Raw genomic sequence first — 25,671 nt, forward strand, 5'->3', positions numbered from 1 at the left:
GCGCCGGTACAATATGCGTTCACCCATTCCGCGGCCGTATGGCCCCGATCAGCACGGTTGCCCGACATGCCTAACAAGACCTCCTCCGCCAAGCTGGGTTTTGGCACCCGCGCCATCCACGCCGGCCAGCATCCCGATCCTTCGACCGGCGCGATCATGACGCCGATCTACGCCACCTCCACCTACGTGCAGGAGAGCCCGGGCAAGCACAAGGGCTACGAATACTCGCGCACCCAGAACCCCACGCGCATGGCCTACGAGCGCTGCGTGGCGGATCTGGAAGGCGGCGTGGCCGGCTTCGCCTTCGGCTCCGGCCTGGCGGGCGCGGCTACCGTGCTCGATCTGTTGGATACCGGCAGCCACGTGATCGCGATGGACGATCTCTACGGCGGCAGCTACCGCCTGTTCGAGCGCGTGCGCCGGCGCAGCGCGGGGCTGGATTTCAGCTTCGTCGACCTGAACGACACGGCGGCGCTCAAGGCAGCGCTCAAGCCCAACACGCGCATGATCTGGGCCGAGACGCCGACCAACCCCATGCTCAAGCTGGTCGACCTGGCCAAGGTCGCCGCCTTCGCGAAGAAGCACGGGCTGATCCTCGCCGTGGACAACACCTTCTGCTCGCCGATGGTGCAACGCCCGCTGGAATTCGGTGCCGACCTTGTCGTCCACTCGGCTACCAAATACATCAACGGCCACTCCGACATGGTGGGTGGCATCGTGGTGGCGGGTAGCGTAGAGCTGGCCGAACGCATGGCCTTCCTGCAGAACTCGGTGGGCGCCGTGGCCGGCCCGTTCGATGCCTTCCTCGCCATGCGCGGCCTGAAGACCCTGCACCTGCGCATGCGCCAGCACTGCGCCAGCGCGCTGGAACTGGCCGGTTGGCTGGAAAAGCATCCGGCCATCGAGCGCGTGATCTACCCCGGCCTCAAGAGCCACCCGCAGCACGCGTTGGCGAAGCGCCAGATGCACGGCTTCGGCGGCATCGTCACCATCGAGGTCAAGGGCGGCCTGAAGAAGGCTCGCCGCATGCTGGAGCGCTGCGAGCTGTTCGCGCTGGCCGAGTCGCTGGGCGGCGTGGAGAGCCTGATCGAGCATCCCGCCATCATGACCCACGCTTCGGTGCCGGCCGCCAACCGCAAGAAGCTGGGCATCAGCGATGGCTTGGTGCGCTTGTCGGTGGGGGTGGAGGATGTGGCCGACCTGCGCGCCGAGCTGGGGCACGCGCTTGGCTAAGTTGAACGGAGCTGCCTCGCGGCAGGCGCTGCTGGTGCTGGGCATGCATCGCAGCGGCACCTCGGCGTTCGCGGGGGCATTGAACGCTCTCGGCGTGCCTATGGGCAACCACCTGATGGCGCCGGCGGTCGACAACCCGAAGGGTTTCTGGGAAAACGAGGACGCGGTAGCGATCAACGACGCCTTGCTGGATGCGCTGGATCGGCGCTGGGACGACGTGCGCGCGATGCCGGAAGGTTGGCAAGCGAGCGCGGCGGCGCAGACGGCGCGCGACGCCATACGTGCCTGGGTCGAACGCGAGTTCTCCGGCGATGTGTTATGGGCGCTCAAGGATCCGCGCCTGTGCCGCACCGCGCCGCTATGGCGCGACGTGCTGCGCGATATGGGCATCGAACCGGTTTTTGCCCTGGTTGTGCGCCACCCGGAGGAAGTGGCCGCCTCGCTTGCGGCGCGCAGCGGCGTGGCCATGCCCGAGACTGCGCACCTGTTGTGGTTGCACCATCTGGTCGACGCCGAGGTTGCCAGCCGCGGCTGCCGCCGTCACCTGTTGACCTATGCCGCGCTGCTGGCGGACTGGCAAGGTGTGTTGCGCGACCTTGCCGTGACACTTGGCCTGAATGGGCCCGATGGCTGGGAGGATCGCCAGTCTGCCGTGGGCGCCTTTCTCGACAGGAAGGGGCGGCATCAGCACTCTGATGGCCTGGCCCCGACAGGCGGATGGGCCGCGATCTGCGTCGAAGCGTACCTGCAGTGGCAGGGGGCGGTTCAGGCGGACGCCTGGTCTGCCATACAAGGCTTGTCGGCACGGCTGCGACCTGGGCAGGCTGCTTACCGTGGCGTATGCGAGGAACTGTCGGCCGAGCGCACGCGGGCAGCGCAACGCGAAGCGGCGGCGCGTGTCCAGCTCAGCAACGAATTGGACGCGCGCAGTCGGTGGGCCGAGGGACTGGATCGTGAACTCGGCGAGTTGCGCACGGCGCATGCGCGGACGGTGGCCGAGCATGAGCAGGCGGTGGCCTGGGCGAAGGGTTTGGATCACGACCTGGGCGAGTTGCGCACGGCACATGCGCGGACGGTGGCCGAGCATGAGCAGGCGGTGGCCTGGGCGAAGGGTTTGGATCACGACCTGGGCGAGTTGCGCACGGCACATGCGCGGACGGTAGCCGAGCACGAGCAGACGGTGGCCTGGGCGAAGGGCCTGCAGAGGGAGCTGGCTGCTGCGCAATCGCTTTCAGAAGAACGTGAGCGTGAACTGGAGTTGCGTAGACAGGAGCTGATGGGACTCGACGCCCGCATTGGTTCCCTGAACAGGGAATTTGCCGTCTTGAGCGGGAACTACAACACACTCCTGAATTCGCGATCCTGGAGGGTGACTGCGCCTCTGCGCGGGCTGGCCATGCTGATGCGTGGTGATTTCCACGCTTTTCGTGCCGGCGTCGCAACACGAATGGCGCGATATGCGCGGCGACGACCGAAACCATCGACAGATAGGCAGGTCGCTTCCATGGATGTGGCGTCGGGTGTCGATGACGCATCGTCGGGTGTTGCGTTACTTGCGGGGATTGCTTTCCCGGCGACCCAGAATCCGCGAGTCACGATCCTCGTTCCTGCGTACGGGAATCTTCCGGTTACGGCAGCGTGCCTGCGCTCGATCGCGGCCAATATGCCGCAGGCGCCGGTTGAGGTGTTGGTGGTTGAGGATGCTTCCGGCGACAGCCACATCGATGCCCTGGCTGGCGTACCCGGATTGCGCTATGAGCGTAACCCGCAAAACCTGGGTTTCCTGCGCTCGTGCAATCGCGCTGCCGGTTTGGCCCGTGGCGAGTACCTCTATCTCCTCAACAACGACACCGAGGTGACGGCTGGCTGGCTGGACGCCATGCTCGACGTATTCGAGCAGCAGCCCGACTGCGGCATGGTCGGTTCCAAGCTGGTTTATCCGGATGGTCGCCTGCAGGAAGCGGGCGGGATTGTATGGAGTGATGCCAGCGCCTGGAATTATGGCCGGCTGGATGCTCCGGAGCGCAGTGTCTACAGCTATCTGCGCGAGGCGGACTACTGCTCAGGCGCTTCCCTGCTGATCCTGCGCGCGCTATTCGATGAGCTTGGGCGTTTCGACGAAATATACGTGCCTGCCTATTGCGAGGACACCGACCTGGCGTTCAAGGTGCGCGCGCATGGATTGAAGGTCTATTACCAGCCGCGTTCCGTGGTGATCCACCACGAGGGTGTTTCGCACGGCACCGACCTCAACGCCGGCATCAAGGCCTATCAGGTCGAGAACCAACGCAAGTTTCATGAGCGTTGGAGGCGGGAGCTCGAGGCACATCATTTCCCGAATGCGGAGCAGGTGGCGATTGCCCGCGGACGCACGGCCGGCCGGCCGGTTGTGCTCGTGATCGACCACTACGTTCCGCAACCGGATCGGGACGCCGGGTCGCGTACGATGTGGCAGTTCATGCAGATGTTCCGCAGGCGAGGCATCGAAGTGAAGTTCTGGCCGGGGAACCTCTGGTACGACCCGGTCTACACGATTCCGCTCCAGGACGCCGGCATCGAAGTTGTCTATGGGTCTGAATACCACAAGGGTTTCGAGGACTGGATGCGCGAGAACGGTCGCTTCGTGGACTGTGTCCTGCTCAGCCGGCCGCACGTATCCGTGGAATTCATCGACGCCATCCGACGCCATTCCACGGCACATATCCTCTATTACGGGCACGACATCCATCATTTGCGCATCGATGAGCAAATGAAGGTCCAGCCCGGCAAGGAATTGCGGCGCGAACGCGAGCGCTTCGCCCGGATGGAGCAGGAAGTCTGGTCGAAGGTCGACACCGTCTACTATCCGGCCGACGGCGAGACGGAACGCGTAGCGAACTGGCTCCGGGAGAGCGGAAACAAGGCCCAGGCGCACACCATCCCGGTGTACGCGTATGACAGCTTCCCGGATGATCCCGGACGCAACCTGGCGGAGCGCCGCGATCTGGTCTTCGTGGCAGGATTTGCGCACGCGCCGAACGTCGATGCCGCTCGCTGGTTTGCGTCTGAAGTCTTTCCGCTGGTGCAGCGTGCGGCGCCTGGTACGCATCTTTACCTGGTCGGCTCCAGTCCCACGGACGAAGTGAAGGCACTGGGCAATGACTTCGTGACCGTCACCGGTTTCGTTTCCGACGAGGAGCTCGCGCGTCGATATGACGCGTCGCGGGTCGCGGTTGCTCCGTTGCGCTTCGGTGGTGGCATGAAAGGCAAAGTCATCGAGGCGATGCGTTTCGGCTTGCCCTGCATCACGACCACCACCGGTGCGCAAGGGCTACAGGACGCGCAGTCCTTCCTTCAAGTGAGTGACGAACCGGCGGCGATGGCGGCAAAGATCGTCACTCTTCTCCGGGACGATGCCCTCTGGGAGAAGGTGTCGCGCATGTCGCAGGACTTCGTGCGCGAGCGGTTCTCGGAGGAGGCCTTGTGGCGCATTGTCTCCCGCGATACGGATTGGCCGAACCTGGTTGAGGCCGCGAAACGCCGCGCCCGTTGAGGGCACGGCTACGATTCATTGATGACAGGCAGTTCGATGAACATACTGATACTCGGCGCAACTGGCTTTGTGGGCTCCTACCTGATGGAGCGGGCGATGGATGCTGGCCATCGGGTCGTGGGCACGCATTACCACGCCACGATTGATTCCAGCGAATGGCGCCCGTACGCCGATCAGCTGGCTCACTGTGACATCCGCTATCGGGAGCAGCTTGACCGGGTCATCGGTCAGTCGCAGCCCGATGTGATTTACCTGCTTTCGGCCCAGAGCTATCCCGCCTTGTCCTGGCAGGCGCCGATCGAGACGCTTGAGACCAACGTGGTGGGTACCGCCAATGTCTACGAGGCGATCAAGGCTGCGGCGATCGATCCGGTGGTGGTGGTCGCATGCTCCAGCGCACAGTACGGCGAGGTGTCAGCGCAAGACGTCCCGGTCAAGGAAAGCCATCCGCTGCGGCCGATGCATCCCTATGGCGTCAGCAAGGCCGCGACCGAGATGCTGGCCCTGCAGTACTGGTACAACAACAAGATCCGCTCGGTGTGCGCGCGCATCTTCAATACGACGGGGCCGCGCAAGTCCGGTGATGTCTGCGCCGACTTCACCCAACGTATGGCGCGCATCGAAGCCGGGCTGCTGCCGCCGGTATTGAAGGTCGGCAACCTGCAGACCCATCGCGCCATCACCGATGTGCGCGACCTGGCCAGTGCGCTGGAGTTGCTTGCCGCAAGGGGGCTGCCTGGCGAGGTCTACAACATCAGCGGCTCGCGTGCCTACAAGATCCAGGAAGTGGTCGACCTGGTGCGTCGTCATGCGCTCGTGCCGGTCGAGATGGCGGTCGATCCGGCACTGCTCAGGCCCAGCGACGAGCCGGTCATCTTTGGTGACTCCGCGCGCCTCGTGGCGGCCACCGGATGGTCGCAAGGCGTGTCGCTGGAGAAGACCATTGTCGATATGCTTGCCTACTGGCGTCGGCGCTACCCGCGCCCGGGGGCTCACGCATGACCACGCGCGCGCGCGCGCCGTTGCGGCTGGGCCTCGCAGGCGGCGGAACCGACGTCTCGCCGTATTGCGACATGTATGGCGGCAACGTCATGAACGTGACCATCGACCGCTACGCTTATGCCTTGGTGGGGGACTCGACGGACGGGACGACCCGTTTTCACGCGATCGATGTCGGTGCTGAAGAATCGATCGTGCCCGCAGACGGGGGGCTGTCGCTGGACGGCCCGCTCAAACTGCTGAAGGGAGTCTATGCGCGCGTGACGCACGACTATCTCGGCGGGTGCATGCCGGCGCTGCATGTGCAGACTTTCTCCGACGCCCCACCGGGCTCGGGGCTCGGCTCGTCGTCCACCATGGTGGTCGCGCTGTTGCAGGCCTTCGTGGAGCATTTCTCCCTGCCCTTGGGCGAGTACGAGGTCGCGCAACTGGCCTACGACATCGAGCGCAAGGATCTCGGCCTTGCCGGCGGCAAGCAGGATCAATACGCCGCCACCTTCGGCGGCTTCAACTTCATGGAGTTCTACGGCGGCGACCGCGTGGTGGTGAATCCGCTGCGGGTGAAAGACTGGGTATGGGCCGAGCTGGAGACTTCGCTGGTGCTTTATTTCACCGGGGTGTCGCGTGCTTCGGCCGACATCATCGCCCAGCAGTCGCGCAACGTCGGCGAGCGCAAGGCTGCGTCGGTGGATGCGATGCACCGGCTCAAGGACGAGGCGATCCAGATGAAGGAGTGCGTGCTGAAAGGGGATCTGCGCCGGCTGGAGCGCACGCTGCAAGCCGGCTGGGAGGCCAAGAAGCAGACGGCCAGCAACGTCAGCAATGAGCTCATCGATCGCGTCGAGGCGGTGGCCTTCGCGCACGGCGCGCGCGCTGCCAAGGTGTCGGGCGCAGGCGGCGGCGGTTTCATGATGTTCCTGTGCGATCCGGCGCGACGGCTTGAGCTGGGCCGGGCACTGCTTGCCGAAGGCGGCAACTTGCTCGATTTTCATTTCACCCCGCAGGGAGCCACCGCATGGAAAGTACGTTGAAAACATGCATCGTCACCGAGTTCGGCAAGACCATTGATCTGCTGCGGGCCATGCAGCAGGACGATGCCCTGCATACGCAGATGGCGCACGCCGTGGCCCGGTGCGTCGATGCGCTCCGGCGCGGCAACAAGCTGATGTTCGCCGGCAACGGCGGCAGCGCCGCCGACGCGCAGCACTGGGCGGGCGAGCTGGTCAGTCGCTTCTACTACGACCGCCCCGGGCTGGCCGCGATGGCGCTGACCACCGACACCAGCGCCCTCACCGCCATCGGCAACGATTACGGCTACGACTACGTGTTTGCGCGCCAGGTCGAAGCGCTCGGGCGCGAAGGCGATGTGCTGTGCGCCATCTCCACCTCGGGCAACTCCGCCAACGTGCTGCGCGCCGTCGAGGCCGCACGCCAGCGCGGGGTCGCCGTGCTCGGCTTTACCGGGCAAGGCGGTGGCAAGCTGGCCGGGGCGTGCGACATCTGCTTCCGCGTGCCATCGGCGGAGACGCCGCGCATCCAGGAAGGGCATGAGGCGCTTGGGCACATGCTGTGTTGCCTGATCGAAGCCGAGATGTTCCCGCGTGGCGACTGACGAGGCCATCGTGCTGGCCGGCGGGTTCGGCACCCGCCTGCGTAGCGTGGTCAGCGATGTCCCCAAGCCGCTGGCGCCGGTCGCCGGGCGGCCCTTCCTCGCCTGGCTGCTCGACCGCCTGGCGGCGGCAGGCATGCGCCACGTCGTCCTGGCCACCGGTTACCTCGCCGATCAGGTGGCCGCCGCGATGGGCGGGCGCTGGAACGACATGCTGCTCGACTACTCGGTGGAAACCAGCCCGCTGGGCACCGGCGGGGCGCTGCGTGCGGCAAGCCACCTGCTGCGTGGCAACGCGGCGCACGTGTTGAACGGCGACACCTGGCTGGCCTATGACATGGCGGAGTTCGAGCGAAGCACCCGGCGATCCGCCGCGGAGTTGGGCATGGCGTTGGCCCGCGTCGACGACGTGTCGCGTTACGGCAGCGTGGTGCTGGCCGCCGGCCGCGTGCAGGGTTTCCGTGAAAAAGGCCAGCTTGGCGCGGGCTACATCAACGCCGGCGGCTATTTCCTGACGGCGCGCGCCCTGGCCGGCTTGCCCGACCAGGCGGCGTATTCCTTCGAGGAGCGGGTGCTTGCGCCGCTGGTCGAGGCGGGGCGAGTGGCGGGATACACCGATACCAGCGGGTTCATTGATATCGGTGTGCCCGCGGACTACCGCCGCGCGCAGGACCTGTTCGACGCGAAAGCCCCGGGATGACGCCGATGATCGCCGCGCCCATCGGCGACGTCGCGGCCGCGGCGCAACTGGCCGCGAGCCCCGCGCCGCGCAAGGCACTGTTCCTGGATCGCGACGGCGTCATCAACGTGGACCATGGCTACGTGCACGAGCCTGCAGCGACCGAGTGGGTGCCGGGCATCTTCGAGGCCTGCGCGCACGCGCGCGCTGCCGGCTATCTGATCGTGGTGGTGACCAACCAGGCCGGCATCGCCCGTGGTTACTACGACGTGGAAACTTTCCGCGCGTATACGCACTGGATGCACGCGCAGTTCGCCCAGCGCGGCGCGCCGCTGCTGGCCACCTGCTACTGCCCGCATCATCCCGCGCATGGCCTGGGCCAGTGGCGCACGCCGTGCGCATGCCGCAAGCCGCAGCCCGGCATGCTGCTGGTCGCGCGCGATGCCTTCGCCATCGACCTGGCCGCCAGCGTCATGGTGGGCGACCAGCCCAGCGATGAGGCCGCCGCGCGTGCCGCGGGTATCGGGTGCTACCTCATGGGCGTGCCGGCGCTCTCGCATTTTTTCCATGAAGGGAAGCGATCCGGTGCCGACGAATAGCAGCCAGGCATTGGTGTCGCGATTTCGCGCCTGGGTGGACTGGTGGCGGGCTGCGCGCGCAGGCGTGACGCTCGGCGACGGCCTTGTGCGCCGGGCCGACAACTTCCTGCTGCTCAGGATGCTGGCAGCCGCCATGGTCGTCTACGGCCACGCGCCGCACCTGGCGCCCGCCGTCCACCGCGTGGATTTTTTCGTGCGCAAGGGCTGGGGGCATTACAGCGGCGACATTGCCGTCGATGCCTTCTTCCTCATCAGCGGCTTCCTGGTGACCGGCAGCTGGCTGCGGCAGAAAAGTTTCTACCGCTTCATCAAGGCACGCTTCCTGCGCGTCGTTCCCGCGTTTTTCCTCAACGTGACGCTGCTTGCCCTGGTGTTTGGCGCGGCGTTCACCACCCTGAACCTGCACGACTACTATGCCGCACCGGGCACCTGGCATTACATCACGCAAAATCTCAAATACTCACCGGCCATGGCCTGGACGCTGCCCGGCGTGTTCGAGCATGGCATGAAAGCTTCGACCATCAACGGAGCGCAGTGGACCCTGCCTGCCGAAGTGCGCATGTATATCCTGCTCGGGGCATTGGCCGCCACGGGCCTGCTGCGATCCGCGCGCGCGACTGCCGTGGCGGGCGCGGCCTTGCTGCTGGGGGGCTGGTTGCATCCCGAGTGGTTTCCGCTACTCCCGGACTGGTTCCGGCTTGGCGGTTTCTTTGCGATCGGCGTACTGGCTTACCAGTACCGGAATGAGATCCGGCTGACCTTGGGTGGCGTGGTTGCGCTGGTTTTGCTGGCCGTGCTGACGTGCCATTTGCCAACCTATGCCGTAACGTTTCCGCTGGCATTGGCCGCCGTGGTTTTCGCGCTGGCCTATCTCACGCCGCCGTTGACGTGGCTGGATCGGCATGGCGATCCGTCCTACGGCATTTACCTGTGGGGCTGGCCGAGCCAGCAGGTGGTTGCCTGGGCGTTGCCTGGCGCGGGATTGCTGGAGCACGTTGCCTTGGCGCTGTTGCTGGCATGCCTGCTGGGCTATGCCTCATGGCATGGCGTCGAGCGCTGGGCGTTGCGCCTGAAGTAAGGCGATGTGCATCCGCCCCGGGCGGACACCTGCCGCGTCGATTCAATGGCAGGCGGGCCCGCCGACCACGGCCTGCGCGATCAGCTTGCCGTCCGCTTTGTTCTTCAGGAAAAAATGTGATCCGGGCCTGGCCCAGTGGCCGGTCCTGGCGTCGCCCTGGGCGCCGGCTGCCGCGAACAGCTTGGCATCGTCCAGGGCGTCGCCGATCCAGACCTCGGTACCCGCGGTGCTGACGCCAGCCTTGGCGGCGTCCCAGCGCACGTCGACGACGGCGCCGTTGCAGTTGGGCAACGTGGAGGGCGTGATCGTCAACCCGGCCGGTGCCGCGCCGACCGTCGGCGCGGAGCTGTCGTTTTGATGTGCAGGGGCGGATTCCTGTTGGCAGCCTGCCAGGGCGAGCGAGGCGATGGCCAGTGCGGCGAAAAAGCTTTTCATGGGTGTGGCCATACGGGGGCGGGCGCGGCAATCGCGCAGGCGATGGTCTGGCGAACCGACTGCAACGGGGGCGCCTGCGGTCATCCGCGCCCGGGTTCCGGTGTGGTGGGCAGCGGGATGGCCGTGGCAGGCACGGGGGCCGGGTGGGCGGGAGCAGGAGCGGGGGTCGGGGTGACACTCGTGCGGGTGGCGCGAATCTCGCCCTTGAGGTCGTGCATGTTGTCGATGATGGATTGGCTGATGGAGGCGGACTGGTCGTCGCTCTCGATGATGTAGGGCACGATCATCAAAACCAGCTCGGAGCGATTCTTCTTGACGCTCGTGCTCTTGAACAGGTTGCCCAGTACGGGAATGTCCTTGAGCAGCGGTACGCCGTTGTTGCTGTGGGTGGATTGGGATGAGATCAGTCCGGCCATCACCACCGAGCCGCCGTCGCGCAGGCTGATCGAGGTGGAGAGCGAGCGATTCAGGATCGATGGGGAGTTGGCGGTGGCGCCGGCGGCCAGGGGCAAGGCTTCGCTGTCTTCCTGCTCCACGTCGAGGTCGACGCGATCGTTCGAATAAACGGTGGGCTTGATGGTCAGGATTACGCCGGTCTTGCGGTACTGGATGGCTTGCAGCAGGTTCGTGCTGCCGGCGGTTTGCTGATTGGAAGTGGTGGACATGGTGACGGTGGGCACCTCGGTGCCGACGTCGATGCTGGCCGTGCTGCCGCTCTTCACCAGCAGGTGCGGCGAAGAGAGGATGCTGACACGGCTGTCGGTAGCCAGCGCGGTCAGGATCGCGCGGTTTTGACCGGCCACGTTGAGCAGATAGGACAAGCCGCCGCCACTGGCGGCCGCCGCGGTCGTGCCGCCGGCGCCTTGGCCGATCGAGAGTTGGCCGTCGAAGCGGCCGATCCCGTTCTTGGCGAACCAGTTCACGCCCAGCTCGTCGTCCTTGTCCAGCGTGACCTCGGCGATGGTCACCTCGATCATCACCTGCCGGGGCGCCTTGTCCATCTGCTTGATGAGGTTGAGCGTGCGCTCCCACTGCGAGGGATCGCCGCGGTAAATCAGCGCATTGCGCGGCTTGTCGATCAGGAACATGGCGCTGCTCGACACGTTGGCGTCATTGCTGTTGCCAGCAGCGCTCCCCGCCTTGCTGGTGTCCTTGGTGTTGCTGCCGTGTTCGGAGCCGATGCCGCTGAGTACGGTGGCGATATCCGACGCCTGGGTATTTTTCACCTGGTAGTAAAACAGCGAGTTGGTGCTCGACTGCGGACTGGGCTTGTCCAGTTCCTTGGCCCACGCCACGGCGTAGTTCAAGGTTTCCTGATTGTTGGCGAAAACCAGCACCGAGTTGACCGCGACAATGGGCAGCACGATGACGCTGGAGGGGGAGCCGGTACTGCGGTTGGTGCTGTAACCCTGTGCGTTCATCACTTCGATCAGGCGGTCGGTCAGCTGATCGGCGCTCATGAAGGCGGGTTCGAGGCGCGTGCTGAAGCGACCCCGCATCAGTGGTTGGTCGAACACGCGCAGGGCATCCACCGCCTGCTGCACTTGCACCGGATTGCCGCGGATGAGCACGGCGTTGCGGTTGGTTTCCTCGGCGACCTTGATTTCCGAGCCGAAAACCGTGCCGAGCCAGCGCGATGCGTCGCTGCTGCTCACCACGTTGAGGTTTAGCAGGCGGAAGACCGTGCGGTGGGAGATGGGGACTTCGGGTGACGCGCGGCCGCTGATGATGAGCGGCGGCTCGGTCGAGCTGCCCGTGGCGGCAACGTCGAACTTGACCAGCTTGCCTGCCACCGTCGTGCTTACGCCGTATTCGGAGAGTACCTGGCGGGCAAGTCGGTAAAGATCGGCAGGGCTCTGCTTGGCCTCGGTGCGCAGCGTCACCAGCTGCTGCAGGCGGGTCACTTGCGGGCTCATGCTGACGTTCAGCGCCAGCATGTTGCCGAACACGGCATTGATGAATGCCGGAACCGGAACGCTTTGCAGGTTGATGCTGGCCGGGCCGCCGCTCAGGGCGGGTATGTCGTCGCGTACCTTGGCGCCGGATATCTCGGGGCCATGCTCGCTGACGCTGGGCGTGGGTGCCTGGGTCAGGCCGCGCGACACGGCGCTGTTCACTTCGTGACTGGTGCTGTTTGCCGGCTTGGCGGGAGGCGGCAGCGCGGTTGGCAGGGTCAGCGGGGGGACGGTGGCGCAGCCGGCCAGCAAAGCGCAGGCAAAGGCGGTGGCACCCACGGCAGTGCGGTAGCGGGGGAAAGAGGTCGGCATGGTCATCGGGTAAACATATCCATTCACTTGCAACCGTCGGATTGCGCGATAGGGGCGGCGTGGAACATGGCGTAAGTGGTCAGGCAACTGCCGCGCTTGGTAATGACCTGATCGCCCTTGATCGACAGCAGTAGGCTGCCATCGGGGAGATTCTCGCCGATGGCGACACGGGAGGCTTCGGCGGCCTTGCCGGGGGACATGGTCAGGATGGTCGCCGTTTGTTGCTGCAGGATACCGGCCAGGCTCCAGTCGGAGTGGTCTTCGGCTGCGGCCGTGCCGCCGTTCTTGCCTTCGCCCTTCCAGCGCATGTCCGCGGCCACTACCGCCATGTCCTGGGGTATGTGGCGGGCGATGTCGTGGCTTGACGGCAGCTGCCACGCACCGCCAGCCCTGGACAGTTTCGGCAGCGGCAAGGCAGGCCAGGCCGCGCCCACGGTGGCACCCCCGACGACGGCGGCGGCGAACAGCCATGGCAGCGGCCGTTTCATGGGGTGGAGATCCCGGGGACGCGGTAGTACGCGTTGAGGGTGAGTTGCAAGGTGTTGCTGGAGTCGCTTTGCATATCCACGGTCTCCAGCACGATGAGGTTGTTGGTGGTCTCGATGCGGCGTAGTACGACCAGCGCCTGGCGCGGCGTCAGGTTGCCGCTGAGCGAGGCATTCACACGCAACACCCCTGGTAGCTTGTCCACTGGGCCGGACTGGTTGACCCGGATGCTCAGGTTTTGTTCCTTGCCGAAGTTTTTGGTCAGGTCGCGCAGCCAATTCTGCAGGGCGGCCTGCGCCAGCCCGGGGGTGGCTACTTCGGGCAACTGGGCGCGCAGCGAGTCGCGCATCTGTGTCGCGTCCTTGGCGCGGGTGAGCCATGCATCCTGGCCCTGCAAGGCCAGGATGCGCTCCAGGTTGGCGGCCGCCTCGACGGTCGCCTTGCGCCGCGCCACGCGGACGTTGTCGAGCGATTGCAGCACGAACAACGCCAGCAACACGGCGATGGCGAGTGCCGCCCAGCGCAGCCACGGGGTGGTATCGACCTGTTTCTTGAGGCTCTGCAGCTGCGATTCGAACATCTTCATGGGGTCGTGGCGCCCGACAAGAAAGGCGGCGGCTTGATGGATGCCTTGATCGTAAGCTCATTGTTGCTGCCCAGCTCGGTGCTCACCCCCTTGAATACGGGGGACGATTCAAACGTCGAAACGAGCTGTTCTGGATTGCCGCCGGGGACGATGACGGTGACGACGACGGTGTCGGGCGACGGTTGCCGCCACTCCTTCACAGCCCATTGCTTGCCGGGCAACAGGCGGGTCAGTTCGGCCATCAACGAGGTGGTGGGGCGCGGGTCGTGCAGTGAAAGCAGGCCGGCAATTTCGCCGCGCGCCTGATCGCTGACTTGGCGTGCGTCGAGGATGCGCTGCAGCGGCGCATCCAGTTGGCTGGCGGCGCTGCGTGCGCGCCAGATACCGATTTGTGCGCGGGCGATACCGCCCAGCTCGACGCTGGCAGCCAGTGCAAAGGCGATGCCGCAACCAATGGCCAGCTTGGGCAGGTAGTGCTCGAAGGCGGACAGATTGAGTCGGTCGACGCGGGATCGACGCTGGTTCCACGGCGTCGATGCCAACGGCGCGGACAGCGGTGTCGGGGCATCGGCCTGGCCGTGCGGCAGTCCGGCACCCTGCAGAAAGCCGCTCCATTCGGCGGCGGTCGGATGCTGCGGCCACCAGCGGCTGGCGACCAGCTTGCCGTGCTTCCAGATGCGGGCATCCACGCCATGATGCAGTGCCAGCAATTCGGCCTCGTCTTCGTGCGGCTGCCCGACGTACAGGGCTTCAGCCACGAAGCGTTTGCGCACGGCGGCTTCGCCGCTCAACGCGGCGGCTGCCCGTGAGCGCGACCAGTACCAGATCGCCGCCGTGCCATCGTCCGACCAGGCGATATCGAAATCCGGGTCGGGAAACGGAGCCATGCGCCGCACGGCCAAGGCGATGAAACTCTCCCGCTGCCTGGATGGTGCCTTGCTGGCATCCAGCGTGGTGAACAGGCACAGCTCCCGCCCGACCAGGCACAGCAGCGAATTGGCTTCGCCGCCGTCCAGCGGCGTGCTTGCCGATTCACTCAGCCTTGTTCGGCGCGGCGAAAAACGGCGTTGCAGGCGTGCCAGCAACGGTTTGAGCGGATGCGTCGCCACGAGGGAGGGTGAGTTCATAGTCGATGCGCCATGGCGGCCCGTCGGTGGCGAAGGGCGTCATTGTCCAGTGCAGCAGATGCCGGGCGCCTGAATGGCGATCCCATAGGATAAGGTTGCCCGATGGCCTTGCAAAGAGGGTGAGTCCATCCTCCAGCCCAAAGATGCCGAAGGTTTGCCGCACCTGGTCGGTGGACGTGAAGGGTACGGCGCTGCGCATCGCCACCATGCGTTTGGCGTTTTCCGGTGTCAATCCCGGCAGCAGCTCCAGCACGTTCAACGGCGCGCTGTTGATGTTCATGGTGACGTTGCGCACCAGCGTGAAGGTGGACAGCAGCTGCGTGTCGTCCATCCCGGAGAGCATGTCGCGCCAGCCCAGCACGCGGCGCAGCTCCAGTGGCGTGGTCAAGGTGCGGTTGGTCGGCGGTGGCAGCCCGGCCTTGAGATACGCGGGTTTCTCCGCGCCATTCAGGCGCACCAGATCGTCGGCGTCCTGGTAATCGAGCAGCTTGGCGTCCAGCCCCCCCCACTGGTCGCCCGGCACCTTGAGCGAGCGGAACATCGCATAGCGCGTGATCGTCGGCGCCCAGTTCACGCTCAGCAGGCCGCGATCATCCTGGAGCGCGAAATCGGCGTTGCCGCGGCCATGGTACGGCGTGCTGTCCAGGTGGATTTCGTTGCCCACCGGCAGGGCGCGAAAGCCGTCCGGGTCGAGGTTGTCGAGCTGTTTGACGTTGGCCAGGGTGTCGGCCGGGTCGACGGTGAGCCCGGCGACCGTCACGCGCTGCGTGGACAGCATGAAAAACACGATCTCGCGTGTGTCGTTCATGTCCAACGCGCTGTTGAAGCGGTTTTCGTCGGCCTGTGCCATCGCGATGGCACGCGCCGACGTGGTGGCCGTGGCGGCTGCCAGCATGGACAGCACCACCAGCAGCATCAGCACGATCAGCAGCACGAAACCCGAGCTGCCTTGGCGGCGAAGATCAGTTTTCAAGCTCGGGCTCGAACGGGTTGAAGTAAGGATCGCGCGCGCCGGCGATCGTGCCGGCCCACAGGTGCGTGCTGCCGTCGTCCATGTGCAGCTGCAGGACGACGGTCGCCGGCAGCGCGGCGTGCTTGCCCAACCGCGGCGGCCATTGTTCGTGCGGCTTGCCATCTTTGTCGAGGTAGGTGAAGTGCGCGCTTTCGACATCGAGCAACGGCAAGGTCAGCGACTTGCCGTCTTCGGTCACGGTGAGCTGCGTCTGACCCTGTGGGTTGTCGATGGCCCAGTGCGTATCGGTGGCGCCACCCTGGTGGAATTGCACGGACTGGGTCATGGTGCCGTGCAAGGCTTCCCGGTCGCCCTTGAACGGCGACTGGTTCACCGGAATCAGGCTGTGCACCGAAGCTTCGAACCAGCTCTCGGTCAGCGTGGTCTGCTGGATGGCGCCGCCGACGCGGGTCATGGCCTCGTTCGCGCGGCGCCATTGGCCCAGCGACTGGAAGCCGATGGCGATGGCCATGCTGGCCACCAGCAGCACCACCAGCATCTCCAGCAGGGTGAGGCCGCTCTGAAGGCGATGGCGGGCGTCATTCGTCATTGAGGGGAATCGGCCTGGCCAGCACCCAGCCGGTCTTGTGCATATGGAACTCGCGCACGACCCGTTGGCCGCGCAGCACGGAAACATCGAGGTCGAACAGTTGGAAATCGAACGGGGTCGCGCCATAGGCCTCGCTCATGCCGAACAGGCGTATCGATAGCGGCTTGGCTTCCCAGCGCACCTCCAGCCCCGGCAGGCTGCGCCGGCCCCGCGGCGTAGCCATCGGGTTGACCGTTTGCATCAGTGCCACGGCGGTACGGGCATCCTGCAAGGCCTGCGCATGGGCGCTCACGTGCCTGATTGCCGAAGTGCTGGTCGCCAGCCACGCGTACAGCGCCAGCAGGCACATTGCCATGATGGTCAGGGCGACGATGGCCTCCAGCAGCGTGAAGCCGGCCTGCGCGCGACCGCGGCGACGTTGTCGTTGGAATGCGGCCAGGCGGGGCAGGGCGAAAGCGCGCATGAACCTCCCCCGCTCAGGTGCGCTGCACGCGGCAAAACGGCGCATCAATATGCAAGGTGATGGTCTGGTGCGGCGTGGTCAGGGTGGCGGCGGCGTTGTTGCAGGCGCCGTTGGCCAGCACGCGCAGCGGCTGGTCGAAGTGCAGTTGCCAGTCCGGCGGCAGCTTGATCGGCAGTTCCATGTTGTGCTGGCTGGTGTCCAGCGGATTGCCGCTGTCGCGCACCACCGTGGGCAAGCGTTCCAGCTGGCCGAGCACATCCTGCACCTGGGTGGCGTCGCGCCAGGAGCCGATCATCCGATAGCCCATGGGCGCCACCATGGCGGTGGCCATGGCGATGATCGCCAGCACCACCACCATCTCCAGCAAGGTGTAGCCCGACGCCGGAGCGTTCACTGCTGTGGTTGCGCCGGTTGCTGGGGCAGTTGACCGATGTCCGCGTCAAAACCGGTGCCGCCGGGTTTGCCGTCGGCGCCGTAGGAATACAGCGTGAAGGGATGGATGCCGCTCGGCGCCGGCGAGTACTGATAGGGATTGCCCCACGGGTCGTTGGGCAGGCCGTCTTCGAGATAAGGCCCTTGCCAGCGCTGCGCAAGTTTGCTGTCGGTGGGTTTTTGCACCAGCAGTTGCAGGCCTTCTTCCTGGGTGGGGTAGCTGCCGATGTCCAGGCGCATGGTGCCCAGGGCGCCGCCCAGCATCTTGATCTGGGTTTCCGCGGTCTGCACCTTGGCCTTGTCCGCCTGCTTGAACAGGCGTGGTCCCACCAGACCCATGATGAGGCCGATGATGACCAGCACCACGATCATCTCCAGCAAGGTGAAGCCGTGGGCGCGGGCGTGGCGGGGCAGGCGGGCAGTGCGATGCGATGACAGAGACATGGCTTGACGTGCGCAAAAGCGGGTAAACGGGGAGTCTAGCAGTATCGATTCGGGCGATGTCTGACGCGAAGTGAACTGCTAACCTAGCGGCTTGTCTGTTGCCCGCATGCATGGAATGAATCTCTCTCCCCGGCTTCAAGGCGCCCGAAATTTCATCCTGTGGCGCACCTTGGTAGCGCAGGATCTCGCCGTGCGTTACCGCGGCACCTTGCTTGGCCGGGCCTGGCCGCTGCTGATGCCGCTCATCATGCTGGCGATGTACGGCTTCGTGTTTGGCGTGGTGTTCCGCTCGCGCTGGCCGGGGCTGGCACCCGACGACCACCTGGGCTACGCGCTCAACCTGTTCCTCGGCTTGCTGCTGCATACCCTGCTGGCCGAGTCGGTGGGGCAATCGCCGCTGCTGATGCAGAGCAACAGCAACTTCGTGCGCAAGGTGGTGTTTCCGCTGCCCGTGCTGGTGGGCGTGCCGCTGGGCTCCGCGCTGTTCCACATGTTTCTCGGCGTGCTGCTGGTCTGCACGGTCGCGGCCGTCTGGGGGCCGGGTGTGCATCCCACGCTGCTGCTCATGCCGCTGGTGCTGCTGCCCTACCTGGCCATGTTGTACGGACTGTCGCTGTGCTTTGCCGCGCTGGGTGTCTACATCCGCGACCTGGGGCAACTGATCAGCGTGCTGGTGGCCATGTTGTTGTTCACCAGCACCGTGTTGTTTTCGCGCAGTGCGGTGCCGGCGAAGCTGGCCGTCGTGGTCGACGTCAACCCCATCAGCTGGCCGGTGAATTCCTTGCGCGAGGTGGTGCTGCTCGGGCAGGTGCCGGCGCTGCACGGCACGCTGATCTACACCGCCGTCGCCACGCTGGTGCTGCTGGTGGGCGCATGGGTGTTCAAGACCCTGCGGCCGGGGTTTGCCGATGTGCTTTGAGCCGATGAGCCACGCATGACCAGTCCTGTCGAACAACCGATGCCCGCCGAAACCGACCCGGCGTTGCTGGGCCAGCGCCTGATTGCCCGCGGCGTGATCGGCCAGGCCGACCTGGAGCGCGCCCTGGAGCTGCAGGCAAACCTGGGCGGGCGCCTCGGCAACCTCTTGATGCGCACCGGCGCGCTGTCCGAAGAGCAGCTTTTGGCGGCCTTGTCCGAGCAGCTAGGCCTGCCGCTGGTGGGGCGCGACCTGCTGCTGCCCGAGGTGGACGTGTGGGTGGTTCCCGCAGGCGAGGCGGTTTCGGTCGACTGGATGCAGGATCGCGAAGTGCTGCTCTGGCAGGGCGACGATGGCGCCTGGTGCGCCAGCCGCGATCCGTTGGAGCCCGTACTGCAGGAAATCCTGGCCTACCTGTTCCCCAATGGCGGGGCGCGCTGCGCGCTGATCTCCTCGCAGCTGCTGGAAGGCACGCTCGACAAGCTCTCCCGTGGCCTGGGCGTGGCCGGGCGCGGTGGCGACGACGTGCGTCACCTGCGCGAGCTGGCCGAAGAAGCCCCCGTGGTCGAGCTGGTCAACAGCCTCATGGCGCAGGCGGTGGAACAGCGCGCCTCGGACATCCATTTCGAGCCGGGCGAGCACCAGTTCGCCGTGCGCTTCCGCATCGACGGCGTGCTCTACACCCGGCTGCAATTGCCGCGTGAGCGCTTCAATGCCGTGGCCTCCCGGCTCAAGCTCATCTCCGGCATGGACATCGCCGAGCGCCGCCTGCCGCAGGATGGTCGCCTGAGCGCGCGCGCCAGCGGCCAGTCCATGGACGTGCGCGTCTCCGCGCTGCCCGGCGTGCACGGCGAATCCATCGTGCTGCGCCTGCTGCCCAAGGAGCGCAAGGATCTTGGTCTGAAGCTCCTGGGCATGGAGCCGGATCACCTCGCCATGCTGAGCGAGTGGAGCCACGAGGCCAATGGCATCATCCTGGTCACCGGCCCCACCGGCTCGGGCAAGTCGACCACGCTGTATGCCACGCTGGCCGACGTCGACGACGGCATGAAAAAGATCATCACCGTCGAGGACCCCGTCGAGTTCCAGCTGCCGCGCATCACCCAGATCCAGATGCAGGCCGACATCGGGTTGACCTTCGCCAGTGCGCTGCGCTCGATCCTGCGGCAGGACCCGGACGTCATCATGGTGGGCGAGATCCGCGACCGCGAAACCGCCGAAATCGCCATCCAGTCCGCGCTCACCGGGCACCTGGTGCTGTCCACCGTGCACACCAACGACGCCATCGGCGCTTTCACGCGCCTGATCGATATGGGTGTGGAACCGTTCCTGGTGGCCACCCCGGTCAAGGGCGTGCAGGCGCAGCGCCTGGTGCGCCGCCTGTGCCCGCACTGCGCGCGTCCGGCCACGCACATCCTGCCCGCCATCGCCGAGGAAACCGCCCGCCTGGCCGCCGCCGTGCTGGGTGCGGCGCCGCCGGCCTGGCGCGAGCCGGTGGGTTGCGCGCAGTGCCAGCAGGTGGGTTATCGCGGGCGCGTGGGCATCTACGAGCTGGTGCCGGTGGACGAAGCCATGCGCCAGGCCATCGTCACCGGCGCCACCCATGTGGAGCTCACCGCCATGGCGCGTGCGCGCGGGGTGCGCTTCCTGCGTGAGGACGGCCTGCTCAAGGCCTGGCAAGGCCTCACCAGTGTCGAGGAAGTCCTGCGCGTGACGGCGGTGTAACCATGCCCCAGTATCGCTACAAGGCTTTCAATGCCGAGGGCGCCATGATCGATGGCGTGCTGGCCGGTCAGGGCGAGCGCGACATCGCGCGCCAGCTGGAGCGGCGCGGCCTCACCGTGGTGGCGGTGCAGGCGGAGGTGGTCGCGGCCTCGCGCGGGCAGGGTCTGCGGCACGGCAGGCGCCTGCAGCCGCGCGAGCTCAGTCTGGCCTTTCACGAACTGGCCACCCTGCTCGAAGCCGGCGTGGGCCTGGCCGAGGCGGTGGATGCGCAGGTGCGCGCGGCGCGCCATCCGCAGCTGCTGGGCGCCTTCCAGGGGATCGCCGCCGGCCTGCGCCAGGGCCAGGCCTTTTCCGTGGCGCTCGAAACCGCCGGGCTGCCCTTGCCGCGTTACGTCATCACCGTGGTGCGCAGCGGCGAGAAATCCGGCCTGCTCGGGCGGGCGCTGCGCGACGTGGTGGGGCAGATGGAGTTCGACCAGGCCGTGCGCACCGAAATGCGGCAGGCCCTGACCTACCCCGCCGTGCTGGTTTGCGCGGGGCTGGGCGCCGTGGTGATGATGTTCACCTTCGTGGTGCCCAAGTTCGCCTCCCTGCTCAAGCACGCCGATCGCCTGCCGTGGCTGGCGCTGGCCGTACTCGATACCGGCATGTTCCTGCGGCAATGGTACTGGGCGGTGCTGCTGGCGCTGGCGGCGCTGGTGACGCTGGTGGTACGTGCGTTGCGCAACCCGGCCACCCGTGCCCGCGCGCTGGAGGCGCTGGAGCGCCTGCCCATCCTCGGCGTTTGGCGGGTCGAGTCCGAAACCGCCGCCTGGGCGCGCGTGCTGGCCACGTTGCTTTCCAACAAGGTGGCGCTGATGGACGCGCTGGCGTTGGCCCAGGCCAGCGTGGTGGCGCCGGGTCGACGCGCGCGGCTGGAGGAGGTTTCCCGCAGCGTGCGCGGCGGCGTGGCATTGGCCGATGCGCTGGAGGAACAGCAGACCCTCACCGCCACCGGCTACAACCTGATCCGGGTGGGCGAGCGCTCCGGCGAACTGCCCGCCATGCTGCAATCCCTGGCACACTTGTGCGAGGACGCCGGGCGTGCGCGCATCAAGCAATTTCTTGCGTTGTTGGAGCCGATAGCCATCCTGCTGATTGGTGGCATGGTGGGTGTCATCATGACCGGCATTATCCTGGCCATCACGGCCGCCAATGATATTGTGGCCTGATTGGCACGAATGACGCTAAAGGCCTTGACGGAAAACTAAGGCTTGAGTACCGTGCCCGAGTAGCTTGCTTCAAGAGCATCAGGGGTTGCGCTATTTCCACTGCTTGCGAGGCGACCGGTATGCCAGCGGGACCGACCCGACGGTACCGGGGTAGGTCAGGTGACCGGTAGGGCTACATGTCTTACGGGACTTAGTTAACTAAAACCCTCACACGGAGTTTGATCCAATGATGAAGTTCAAAAAGAGCCTTCTGGCGCTGGCGATCGTCGGCGCGGTGGCCCTGCCGAGCCTGGCTTCGGCCGCCACCTTGCAGTACCCCGCCGGCAAGCAGATCACGTTCGCGAAGGATCTGATTGTCAACGACGGCACCACCATCGACACCCCGAACAGCCTGACGCTCGCCGCGGAAGCCGCGGATGCCCCGCGCATCACCACGGTGGCCTCCGGCAGCACCGTGACCGTCAAGGTCACGCTGACCAATGGTGCCAAGTTCGACTCCACCGCCGACGCCACCACCCTGGTCGAAAACTTCCTGGTCGGCACGCAGCTGGGCGGCACCAATGCCGTCATCGGTGCGGCCGGCCTGGTGGGTACGCCGTACTACTCGGCCAGCGGCCAGGAGCTGAATTTCAGCTTCAAGTCCCCGGGTGCGGGTACCGCCGTGTTCGCCGCGACGGATAACGCCATCGTGCTGAACAGCATGCAGGTCACCAACCTGACCGGCGGCCTGTTCACCGGCTCCAGCATCGGCGCCCAGATCACCGTGCAGAACAACCTGGGTCAGCAGATCCTGGCTTCGGGCGCGACCATCGCCCAGTCCGTGTGGGGCCTGGCCGTCACCGGCACCCCGGCGCTCGGCAACCTGAACACCACCATCGACGTGGCCGCCAACCCGCGCCTGACCATGTTCTCCTCCACCGGTGCCGTTGGCCTGGCTGACCAGTCCTACTTCAACGCCGGTGCGGTCACGCTGGACATCGCCAAGGCCGGCCTGATCGGCGGCGGTACGGGCTACATCAACAACTACAACGCCGTGGCGGCCAGCCCGGAGTACAACATCGTCGGTACCGCGAACATCACGGTCACCGTGACCGGCACCGACCTCAGCGCCTTCGCCAACCACGAGATCTGGCTGGACGCGGTGGGTACCTGCACCCACGTTGCGGCGACCTCGCTGGACGGTGTGGTGGGTACGGGTGCGGCCAACAACACCGCCACCTTCACCACCGCCGCCAACGGCGGCCTGTGGACCAACGTGACCAACCCCGCGCCGAGCGCCTCCCAGGCCTTCGTGTGCGTGGGCGCCGATGGCGCCACGCCGATGTCGGCGCAGTCGCTGGCCGGCTCCGTTGCGGTGGATTACCAGCTGAGCACCCAGCGCGTGAATCCGCCGGCGGCTCCGTTTGACCTGCTGCCGCTGCGTCTGAACGGCACCACCCTGGTCTTCCAGAACGTCAACCCGGGTGGCAACCCGACGGCCCAGTCGTTCCTGCGTCTGACCAACAACAACGCGCAGGCCTGCCCGGTCGTGATCGACGCCAAGGATGACGCCGGCAAGCACACCAACGACGTGACGCTGACGCTGGCGGCCCACGCCTCGCAGCAGCTGAACTCGGCCGTGCTGGAAGGCCTTTCCACGGCGACGGGCGTGACCGGCAGCTTCGGCCACGGCACCGGCAAGTGGTACGTGCGCGTGACGGCTCAGTGCTCGAACTTCAAGGCTTCGGCCCTGAACCGCAACAGCCAGACCGGTACGGTCACCGACCTGACGCCTGAGAAGTACGTCGGCAACGAGTGGCTGACCCCGACGACCCACCTGTAATAGGGTGTGTGGCAGCGGCGCAGTGCGCCGCTGCCGATGTCGGTACATCACGGCGGGTGGCAGCGATGCCACCCGCCGTTTTTTTGTGATACGCACGTAGTACCGCATCCATGACAGACCGTGGCGGATCGAGTGCGCGGCGCCGGGCATTCAAGGTGCGTGTACCACCGCGTCAGCGGCTGAACTATTGGCCGGCAGGCGTATCCAACGGGCTGCGCCGGCGGGTGCCCTGCGGATAGAATTCGTCGGGATGGCCCGGCGTCGGTGCGGATGCATGCATGTCGTCACATGCATGGCCAGCCTCGCCGCCACACCCACACCCACGCGCCGCGCGCGGACAAATCCGGGCCACGCCCTCAACTCAAAGGTCATCACGATGCGCCTACTGCCTACCCTTTCAGCGTGCTGTGCCACGCTCACCTTGTCGCTGGTTGCCGGCGCCTGCCTGGCGACGGGGGCGACCACGGCTGCCCCGGCGGCACCCGACGCGAACGATGCCACCGTGCGGCAGTACGCGGATCTGGTGCGCATGCAGCAGGACGACAGCCACTGCCATTGGCTGGACGCCACCAGTCGCGTGGCACTCGATGCCACCGCTGCCGAGCGGCTGGCCTGGGTCAAGAACGTACAGGCGGCTACGCCAGAGCACCTTGAGGCGGTGGTTGCAGCCGCCAAGGTGAATGCCAAGGGCGATCAGTGCGGCGATGCCTCCAAGTCGCTGGCGGTGCGTTACGCCGCCTGGCAGATGCGCGTGACCTGGGGCTTGCGTGCCCAAGCCATGCTTGCCGCCGAAGGCCGTCCGGCGTGGCTGGGCAAGCACAGCCCGGTCAAGGCGTACGCCGCGGCGCTCAACGATACGGTCGATGCCATGCTCAAACAAAAGTATGGGCGCGACATCGTCAAGGCGATGCCGGGCATCGAGAGCCAGGCCTTGCCCATGCTGGCGCTGGCGCAGGCTTGCCCCAACCGGCCCGATGCCTGCCCGGTGGAGGCCCCGGCGACGGTCGAGCGCAGCTATGCCCGCGTCTGGGTCGATCAGGCAACGGCTTATGCCGCGGCGCTGAGCAAGGCCAAGGTGAAGTTGCCGCCGGCACCGACCGCCGCCAAGTGATGGCCTGAGCGGTTTCGTAGGCCTGATCCGGGTCTGGCCTGGCCGGCTTGCCCGGATGCGCAGGGCAGGTGTTAAGCCAACAGAGTTGCAGCATGACAACAACATCTCCACCGGCCCTGGTGGTTCGTTCGATCTCGAAGACCTACCGCATGTGGGCCACGCCCGGCAGCCGGCTGTGGGTGCCCCTGCTGTATCGATTGGCCGGCTACCTGCCGCTGCCTGCGCTGGCGGATCGGCTGCGGCGTGCGGCCGATCGGCGGCTGCATTATCACGAGGCCTTGTGCGGCATCGATTTCAGCCTGCAGCGCGGCGAGGCGCTGGGCATCATCGGGCACAATGGCAGTGGCAAGAGCACCTTGCTGCAGGTGGTGGCCGGCGTGCTGGAGCCCACCGCCGGCTCGGTGGTGGTGAATGGCCGGGTGGCGGCGCTGCTGGAGCTGGGCTCGGGGTTCAATCCCGAGTTGACCGGCCGCGAAAACGTGCGGGTGAACGCGACCATCCTCGGGCTGACGCCAAGGCAGATCGGCGAGCGCATGGAGGCCATCGTGGCCTTCGCCGACATCGGCAATTTCATCGACGAGCCGGTCAAGACCTACAGCTCCGGCATGGCCTTGCGGCTGGCCTTCGCGGTGCAGGTGCATACCGACCCGGACATCCTGATCGTGGACGAGGCGCTGGCGGTGGGCGACGCGGCGTTCCAGGCCAAGGCGATGGCGCGCATCGATGAGATCCTCACACGCGGCACCACCCTGCTGTTTGTCGGTCACGATTTGAACGCGGTCAAGGCGTTTTGCCACCGCGCGATGTTGCTGGAAAAAGGCCGGGTGGTGCTGGAGGGTTTGCCCGACGAGGTGATTACCGAATACCTGCACCGCACGCACAAGCGTGCGCTCCTGGCGCAGGGCGACGCCAAGGCCGGCAAGCTGGAGAAGCTCGATGGCGGTTACGGCTTGCAGGATGCTTGCGTGGCGGCGGCCACGATCAACGACGTGCGCCATGTGAGCGTGCGCCATGGCGAGCGCCTGGTGTTTCGCCTGGCGGTGCGGCGACGCGCGGACATCGTCGCGCCCGCGCTGATTTTCGATGTGCTCGACGGCCGCGGCCTGCAGTTGACCGGGCGGCGCATCGAGCTGCCGCCGGGGGCGGGCACGGTGACGATAAGCGTCGGCCTGGATGCGGCGTTTCAGCAAGGGGTGTATCGCATCCGCACGCGCCTGGTGGACGCGCCAACGATGGAGCAGACCACCGTGCTGGCGCGACAGGAGGGCTGGCTTTCGTTCGAGGTGGTGGACGACAGCCGGCATCGCTTCACCGGTTTGTTCCCCGTGCCGATGGATATCGCCATCGATGCGTGA

At 66.2% G+C, this 25,671-nt stretch carries 24 protein-coding genes; 14 read left to right on the forward strand and 10 right to left on the reverse strand.

The genetic code is table 11. The features are described 5' to 3' along the window. Positions 1–66: 66 nt before the first annotated feature. The 8 genes from AC3WQA_RS12780 to AC3WQA_RS12815 are packed head-to-tail and all read left to right on the forward strand — an operon-like array spanning position 67 to position 9,729. Entirely contained in the window at positions 67–1,233 is a 1,167-nt protein-coding gene (locus tag AC3WQA_RS12780) for a trans-sulfuration enzyme family protein (protein ID WP_492675421.1), read from the forward strand. Next, positions 1,226–4,765 carry a glycosyltransferase gene (locus AC3WQA_RS12785; RefSeq protein WP_492675422.1) on the forward strand — a complete coding sequence of 1,180 codons (3,540 nt, stop codon included), beginning with the start codon at positions 1,226–1,228 and terminating at the stop codon, positions 4,763–4,765. Before AC3WQA_RS12780 ends, AC3WQA_RS12785 begins: the two co-directional genes overlap by 8 nt. A gap of 36 nt (positions 4,766–4,801) precedes the next feature. After that, positions 4,802–5,767 carry a GDP-mannose 4,6-dehydratase gene (locus AC3WQA_RS12790; RefSeq protein WP_492675423.1) on the forward strand — a complete coding sequence of 322 codons (966 nt, stop codon included), beginning with the start codon at positions 4,802–4,804 and terminating at the stop codon, positions 5,765–5,767. Positions 5,768–5,787: 20 nt separating this feature from the next. Beyond that, a complete protein-coding gene (locus tag AC3WQA_RS12795; protein ID WP_492675424.1) occupies positions 5,788–6,795 on the forward strand; it encodes a GHMP family kinase ATP-binding protein in 1,008 nt (335 codons plus the stop codon). Then, positions 6,780–7,376, forward strand: a complete 597-nt coding sequence (locus AC3WQA_RS12800) for a D-sedoheptulose-7-phosphate isomerase (protein WP_492675425.1) — start codon at positions 6,780–6,782, stop codon at positions 7,374–7,376. Before AC3WQA_RS12795 ends, AC3WQA_RS12800 begins: the two co-directional genes overlap by 16 nt. Further along, the gene (locus AC3WQA_RS12805) at positions 7,366–8,073 is read left to right on the forward strand and encodes a nucleotidyltransferase family protein (RefSeq protein WP_492675426.1); all 708 of its coding nucleotides are present in this window, start codon (positions 7,366–7,368) and stop codon (positions 8,071–8,073) included. Before AC3WQA_RS12800 ends, AC3WQA_RS12805 begins: the two co-directional genes overlap by 11 nt. A gap of 5 nt (positions 8,074–8,078) precedes the next feature. After that, positions 8,079–8,651, forward strand: coding sequence for a D-glycero-alpha-D-manno-heptose-1,7-bisphosphate 7-phosphatase (locus AC3WQA_RS12810; RefSeq protein WP_492675427.1), 573 nt, complete (start codon positions 8,079–8,081; stop codon positions 8,649–8,651). Continuing rightward, on the forward strand, positions 8,548–9,729 hold the full coding sequence (locus AC3WQA_RS12815; RefSeq protein WP_492675428.1) for an acyltransferase family protein: 1,182 nt from the start codon (positions 8,548–8,550) through the stop codon (positions 9,727–9,729). Before AC3WQA_RS12810 ends, AC3WQA_RS12815 begins: the two co-directional genes overlap by 104 nt. A 42-nt stretch (positions 9,730–9,771) precedes the next feature. On the opposite strand, the gene AC3WQA_RS12820 is transcribed toward AC3WQA_RS12815, so the two are convergent. The 10 genes from AC3WQA_RS12820 to gspG are packed head-to-tail and all read right to left on the reverse strand — an operon-like array spanning position 9,772 to position 17,531. Next, positions 9,772–10,248, reverse strand: a complete 477-nt coding sequence (locus AC3WQA_RS12820) for a hypothetical protein (protein ID WP_492675429.1) — start codon at positions 10,246–10,248, stop codon at positions 9,772–9,774. Beyond that, positions 10,245–12,437 (reverse strand): secretin GspD/PilQ domain-containing protein, encoded by a 2,193-nt coding sequence (locus AC3WQA_RS12825; protein ID WP_492675430.1) that lies wholly within the window; start codon positions 12,435–12,437, stop codon positions 10,245–10,247. The genes AC3WQA_RS12820 and AC3WQA_RS12825 overlap by 4 nt, the downstream gene beginning before the upstream one ends. A 17-nt stretch (positions 12,438–12,454) precedes the next feature. Continuing rightward, positions 12,455–12,919 carry a hypothetical protein gene (locus tag AC3WQA_RS12830; RefSeq protein ID WP_492675431.1) on the reverse strand — a complete coding sequence of 155 codons (465 nt, stop codon included), beginning with the start codon at positions 12,917–12,919 and terminating at the stop codon, positions 12,455–12,457. Then, positions 12,916–13,503, reverse strand: coding sequence for a hypothetical protein (locus AC3WQA_RS12835; protein WP_492675432.1), 588 nt, complete (start codon positions 13,501–13,503; stop codon positions 12,916–12,918). The genes AC3WQA_RS12830 and AC3WQA_RS12835 overlap by 4 nt, the downstream gene beginning before the upstream one ends. Beyond that, positions 13,500–14,630: a hypothetical protein gene (locus tag AC3WQA_RS12840; RefSeq protein WP_492675433.1), complete on the reverse strand. Its 1,131-nt coding sequence runs from the start codon at positions 14,628–14,630 to the stop codon at positions 13,500–13,502. The genes AC3WQA_RS12835 and AC3WQA_RS12840 overlap by 4 nt, the downstream gene beginning before the upstream one ends. Continuing rightward, a complete protein-coding gene (locus AC3WQA_RS12845) occupies positions 14,536–15,603 on the reverse strand; it encodes a hypothetical protein (RefSeq protein ID WP_492675434.1) in 1,068 nt (355 codons plus the stop codon). Before AC3WQA_RS12845 ends, AC3WQA_RS12840 begins: the two co-directional genes overlap by 95 nt. Further along, positions 15,593–16,192, reverse strand: coding sequence for a prepilin-type N-terminal cleavage/methylation domain-containing protein (locus tag AC3WQA_RS12850; protein WP_492675435.1), 600 nt, complete (start codon positions 16,190–16,192; stop codon positions 15,593–15,595). The genes AC3WQA_RS12845 and AC3WQA_RS12850 overlap by 11 nt, the downstream gene beginning before the upstream one ends. Beyond that, positions 16,182–16,700, reverse strand: a complete 519-nt coding sequence (locus tag AC3WQA_RS12855) for a PulJ/GspJ family protein (protein ID WP_492675436.1) — start codon at positions 16,698–16,700, stop codon at positions 16,182–16,184. The genes AC3WQA_RS12850 and AC3WQA_RS12855 overlap by 11 nt, the downstream gene beginning before the upstream one ends. Further along, positions 16,669–17,049 carry a type II secretion system protein gene (locus tag AC3WQA_RS12860; protein WP_492675437.1) on the reverse strand — a complete coding sequence of 127 codons (381 nt, stop codon included), beginning with the start codon at positions 17,047–17,049 and terminating at the stop codon, positions 16,669–16,671. The genes AC3WQA_RS12855 and AC3WQA_RS12860 overlap by 32 nt, the downstream gene beginning before the upstream one ends. Continuing rightward, positions 17,046–17,531: a type II secretion system major pseudopilin GspG gene (gene gspG / locus AC3WQA_RS12865; RefSeq protein ID WP_492675438.1), complete on the reverse strand. Its 486-nt coding sequence runs from the start codon at positions 17,529–17,531 to the stop codon at positions 17,046–17,048. The genes AC3WQA_RS12860 and gspG overlap by 4 nt, the downstream gene beginning before the upstream one ends. A 115-nt stretch (positions 17,532–17,646) precedes the next feature. On the opposite strand from gspG, the gene AC3WQA_RS12870 reads away from it, so the two are divergent. The 6 genes from AC3WQA_RS12870 to AC3WQA_RS12895 all read left to right on the forward strand — a co-directional run bounded on the left by AC3WQA_RS12870 (position 17,647) and on the right by AC3WQA_RS12895 (position 25,671). Beyond that, positions 17,647–18,450: an ABC transporter permease gene (locus tag AC3WQA_RS12870; RefSeq protein ID WP_492675439.1), complete on the forward strand. Its 804-nt coding sequence runs from the start codon at positions 17,647–17,649 to the stop codon at positions 18,448–18,450. Between the two features lie 15 nt (positions 18,451–18,465). After that, on the forward strand, positions 18,466–20,172 hold the full coding sequence (locus AC3WQA_RS12875; protein ID WP_492675440.1) for a GspE/PulE family protein: 1,707 nt from the start codon (positions 18,466–18,468) through the stop codon (positions 20,170–20,172). 2 nt (positions 20,173–20,174) lie between these two features. Beyond that, on the forward strand, positions 20,175–21,383 hold the full coding sequence (locus tag AC3WQA_RS12880) for a type II secretion system F family protein (protein ID WP_492675441.1): 1,209 nt from the start codon (positions 20,175–20,177) through the stop codon (positions 21,381–21,383). 226 nt (positions 21,384–21,609) lie between these two features. Further along, positions 21,610–23,205 (forward strand): hypothetical protein, encoded by a 1,596-nt coding sequence (locus AC3WQA_RS12885; RefSeq protein ID WP_492675442.1) that lies wholly within the window; start codon positions 21,610–21,612, stop codon positions 23,203–23,205. Positions 23,206–23,581: 376 nt separating this feature from the next. After that, complete coding sequence (locus AC3WQA_RS12890) at positions 23,582–24,316, forward strand: hypothetical protein (RefSeq protein WP_492675443.1); 735 nt, start codon at positions 23,582–23,584, stop codon at positions 24,314–24,316. A 92-nt stretch (positions 24,317–24,408) separates the two neighbouring features. Next, complete coding sequence (locus AC3WQA_RS12895; protein WP_492675444.1) at positions 24,409–25,671, forward strand: ABC transporter ATP-binding protein; 1,263 nt, start codon at positions 24,409–24,411, stop codon at positions 25,669–25,671.

The organism is Rhodanobacter sp. FW106-PBR-R2A-2-24 (genome assembly GCF_058789615.1).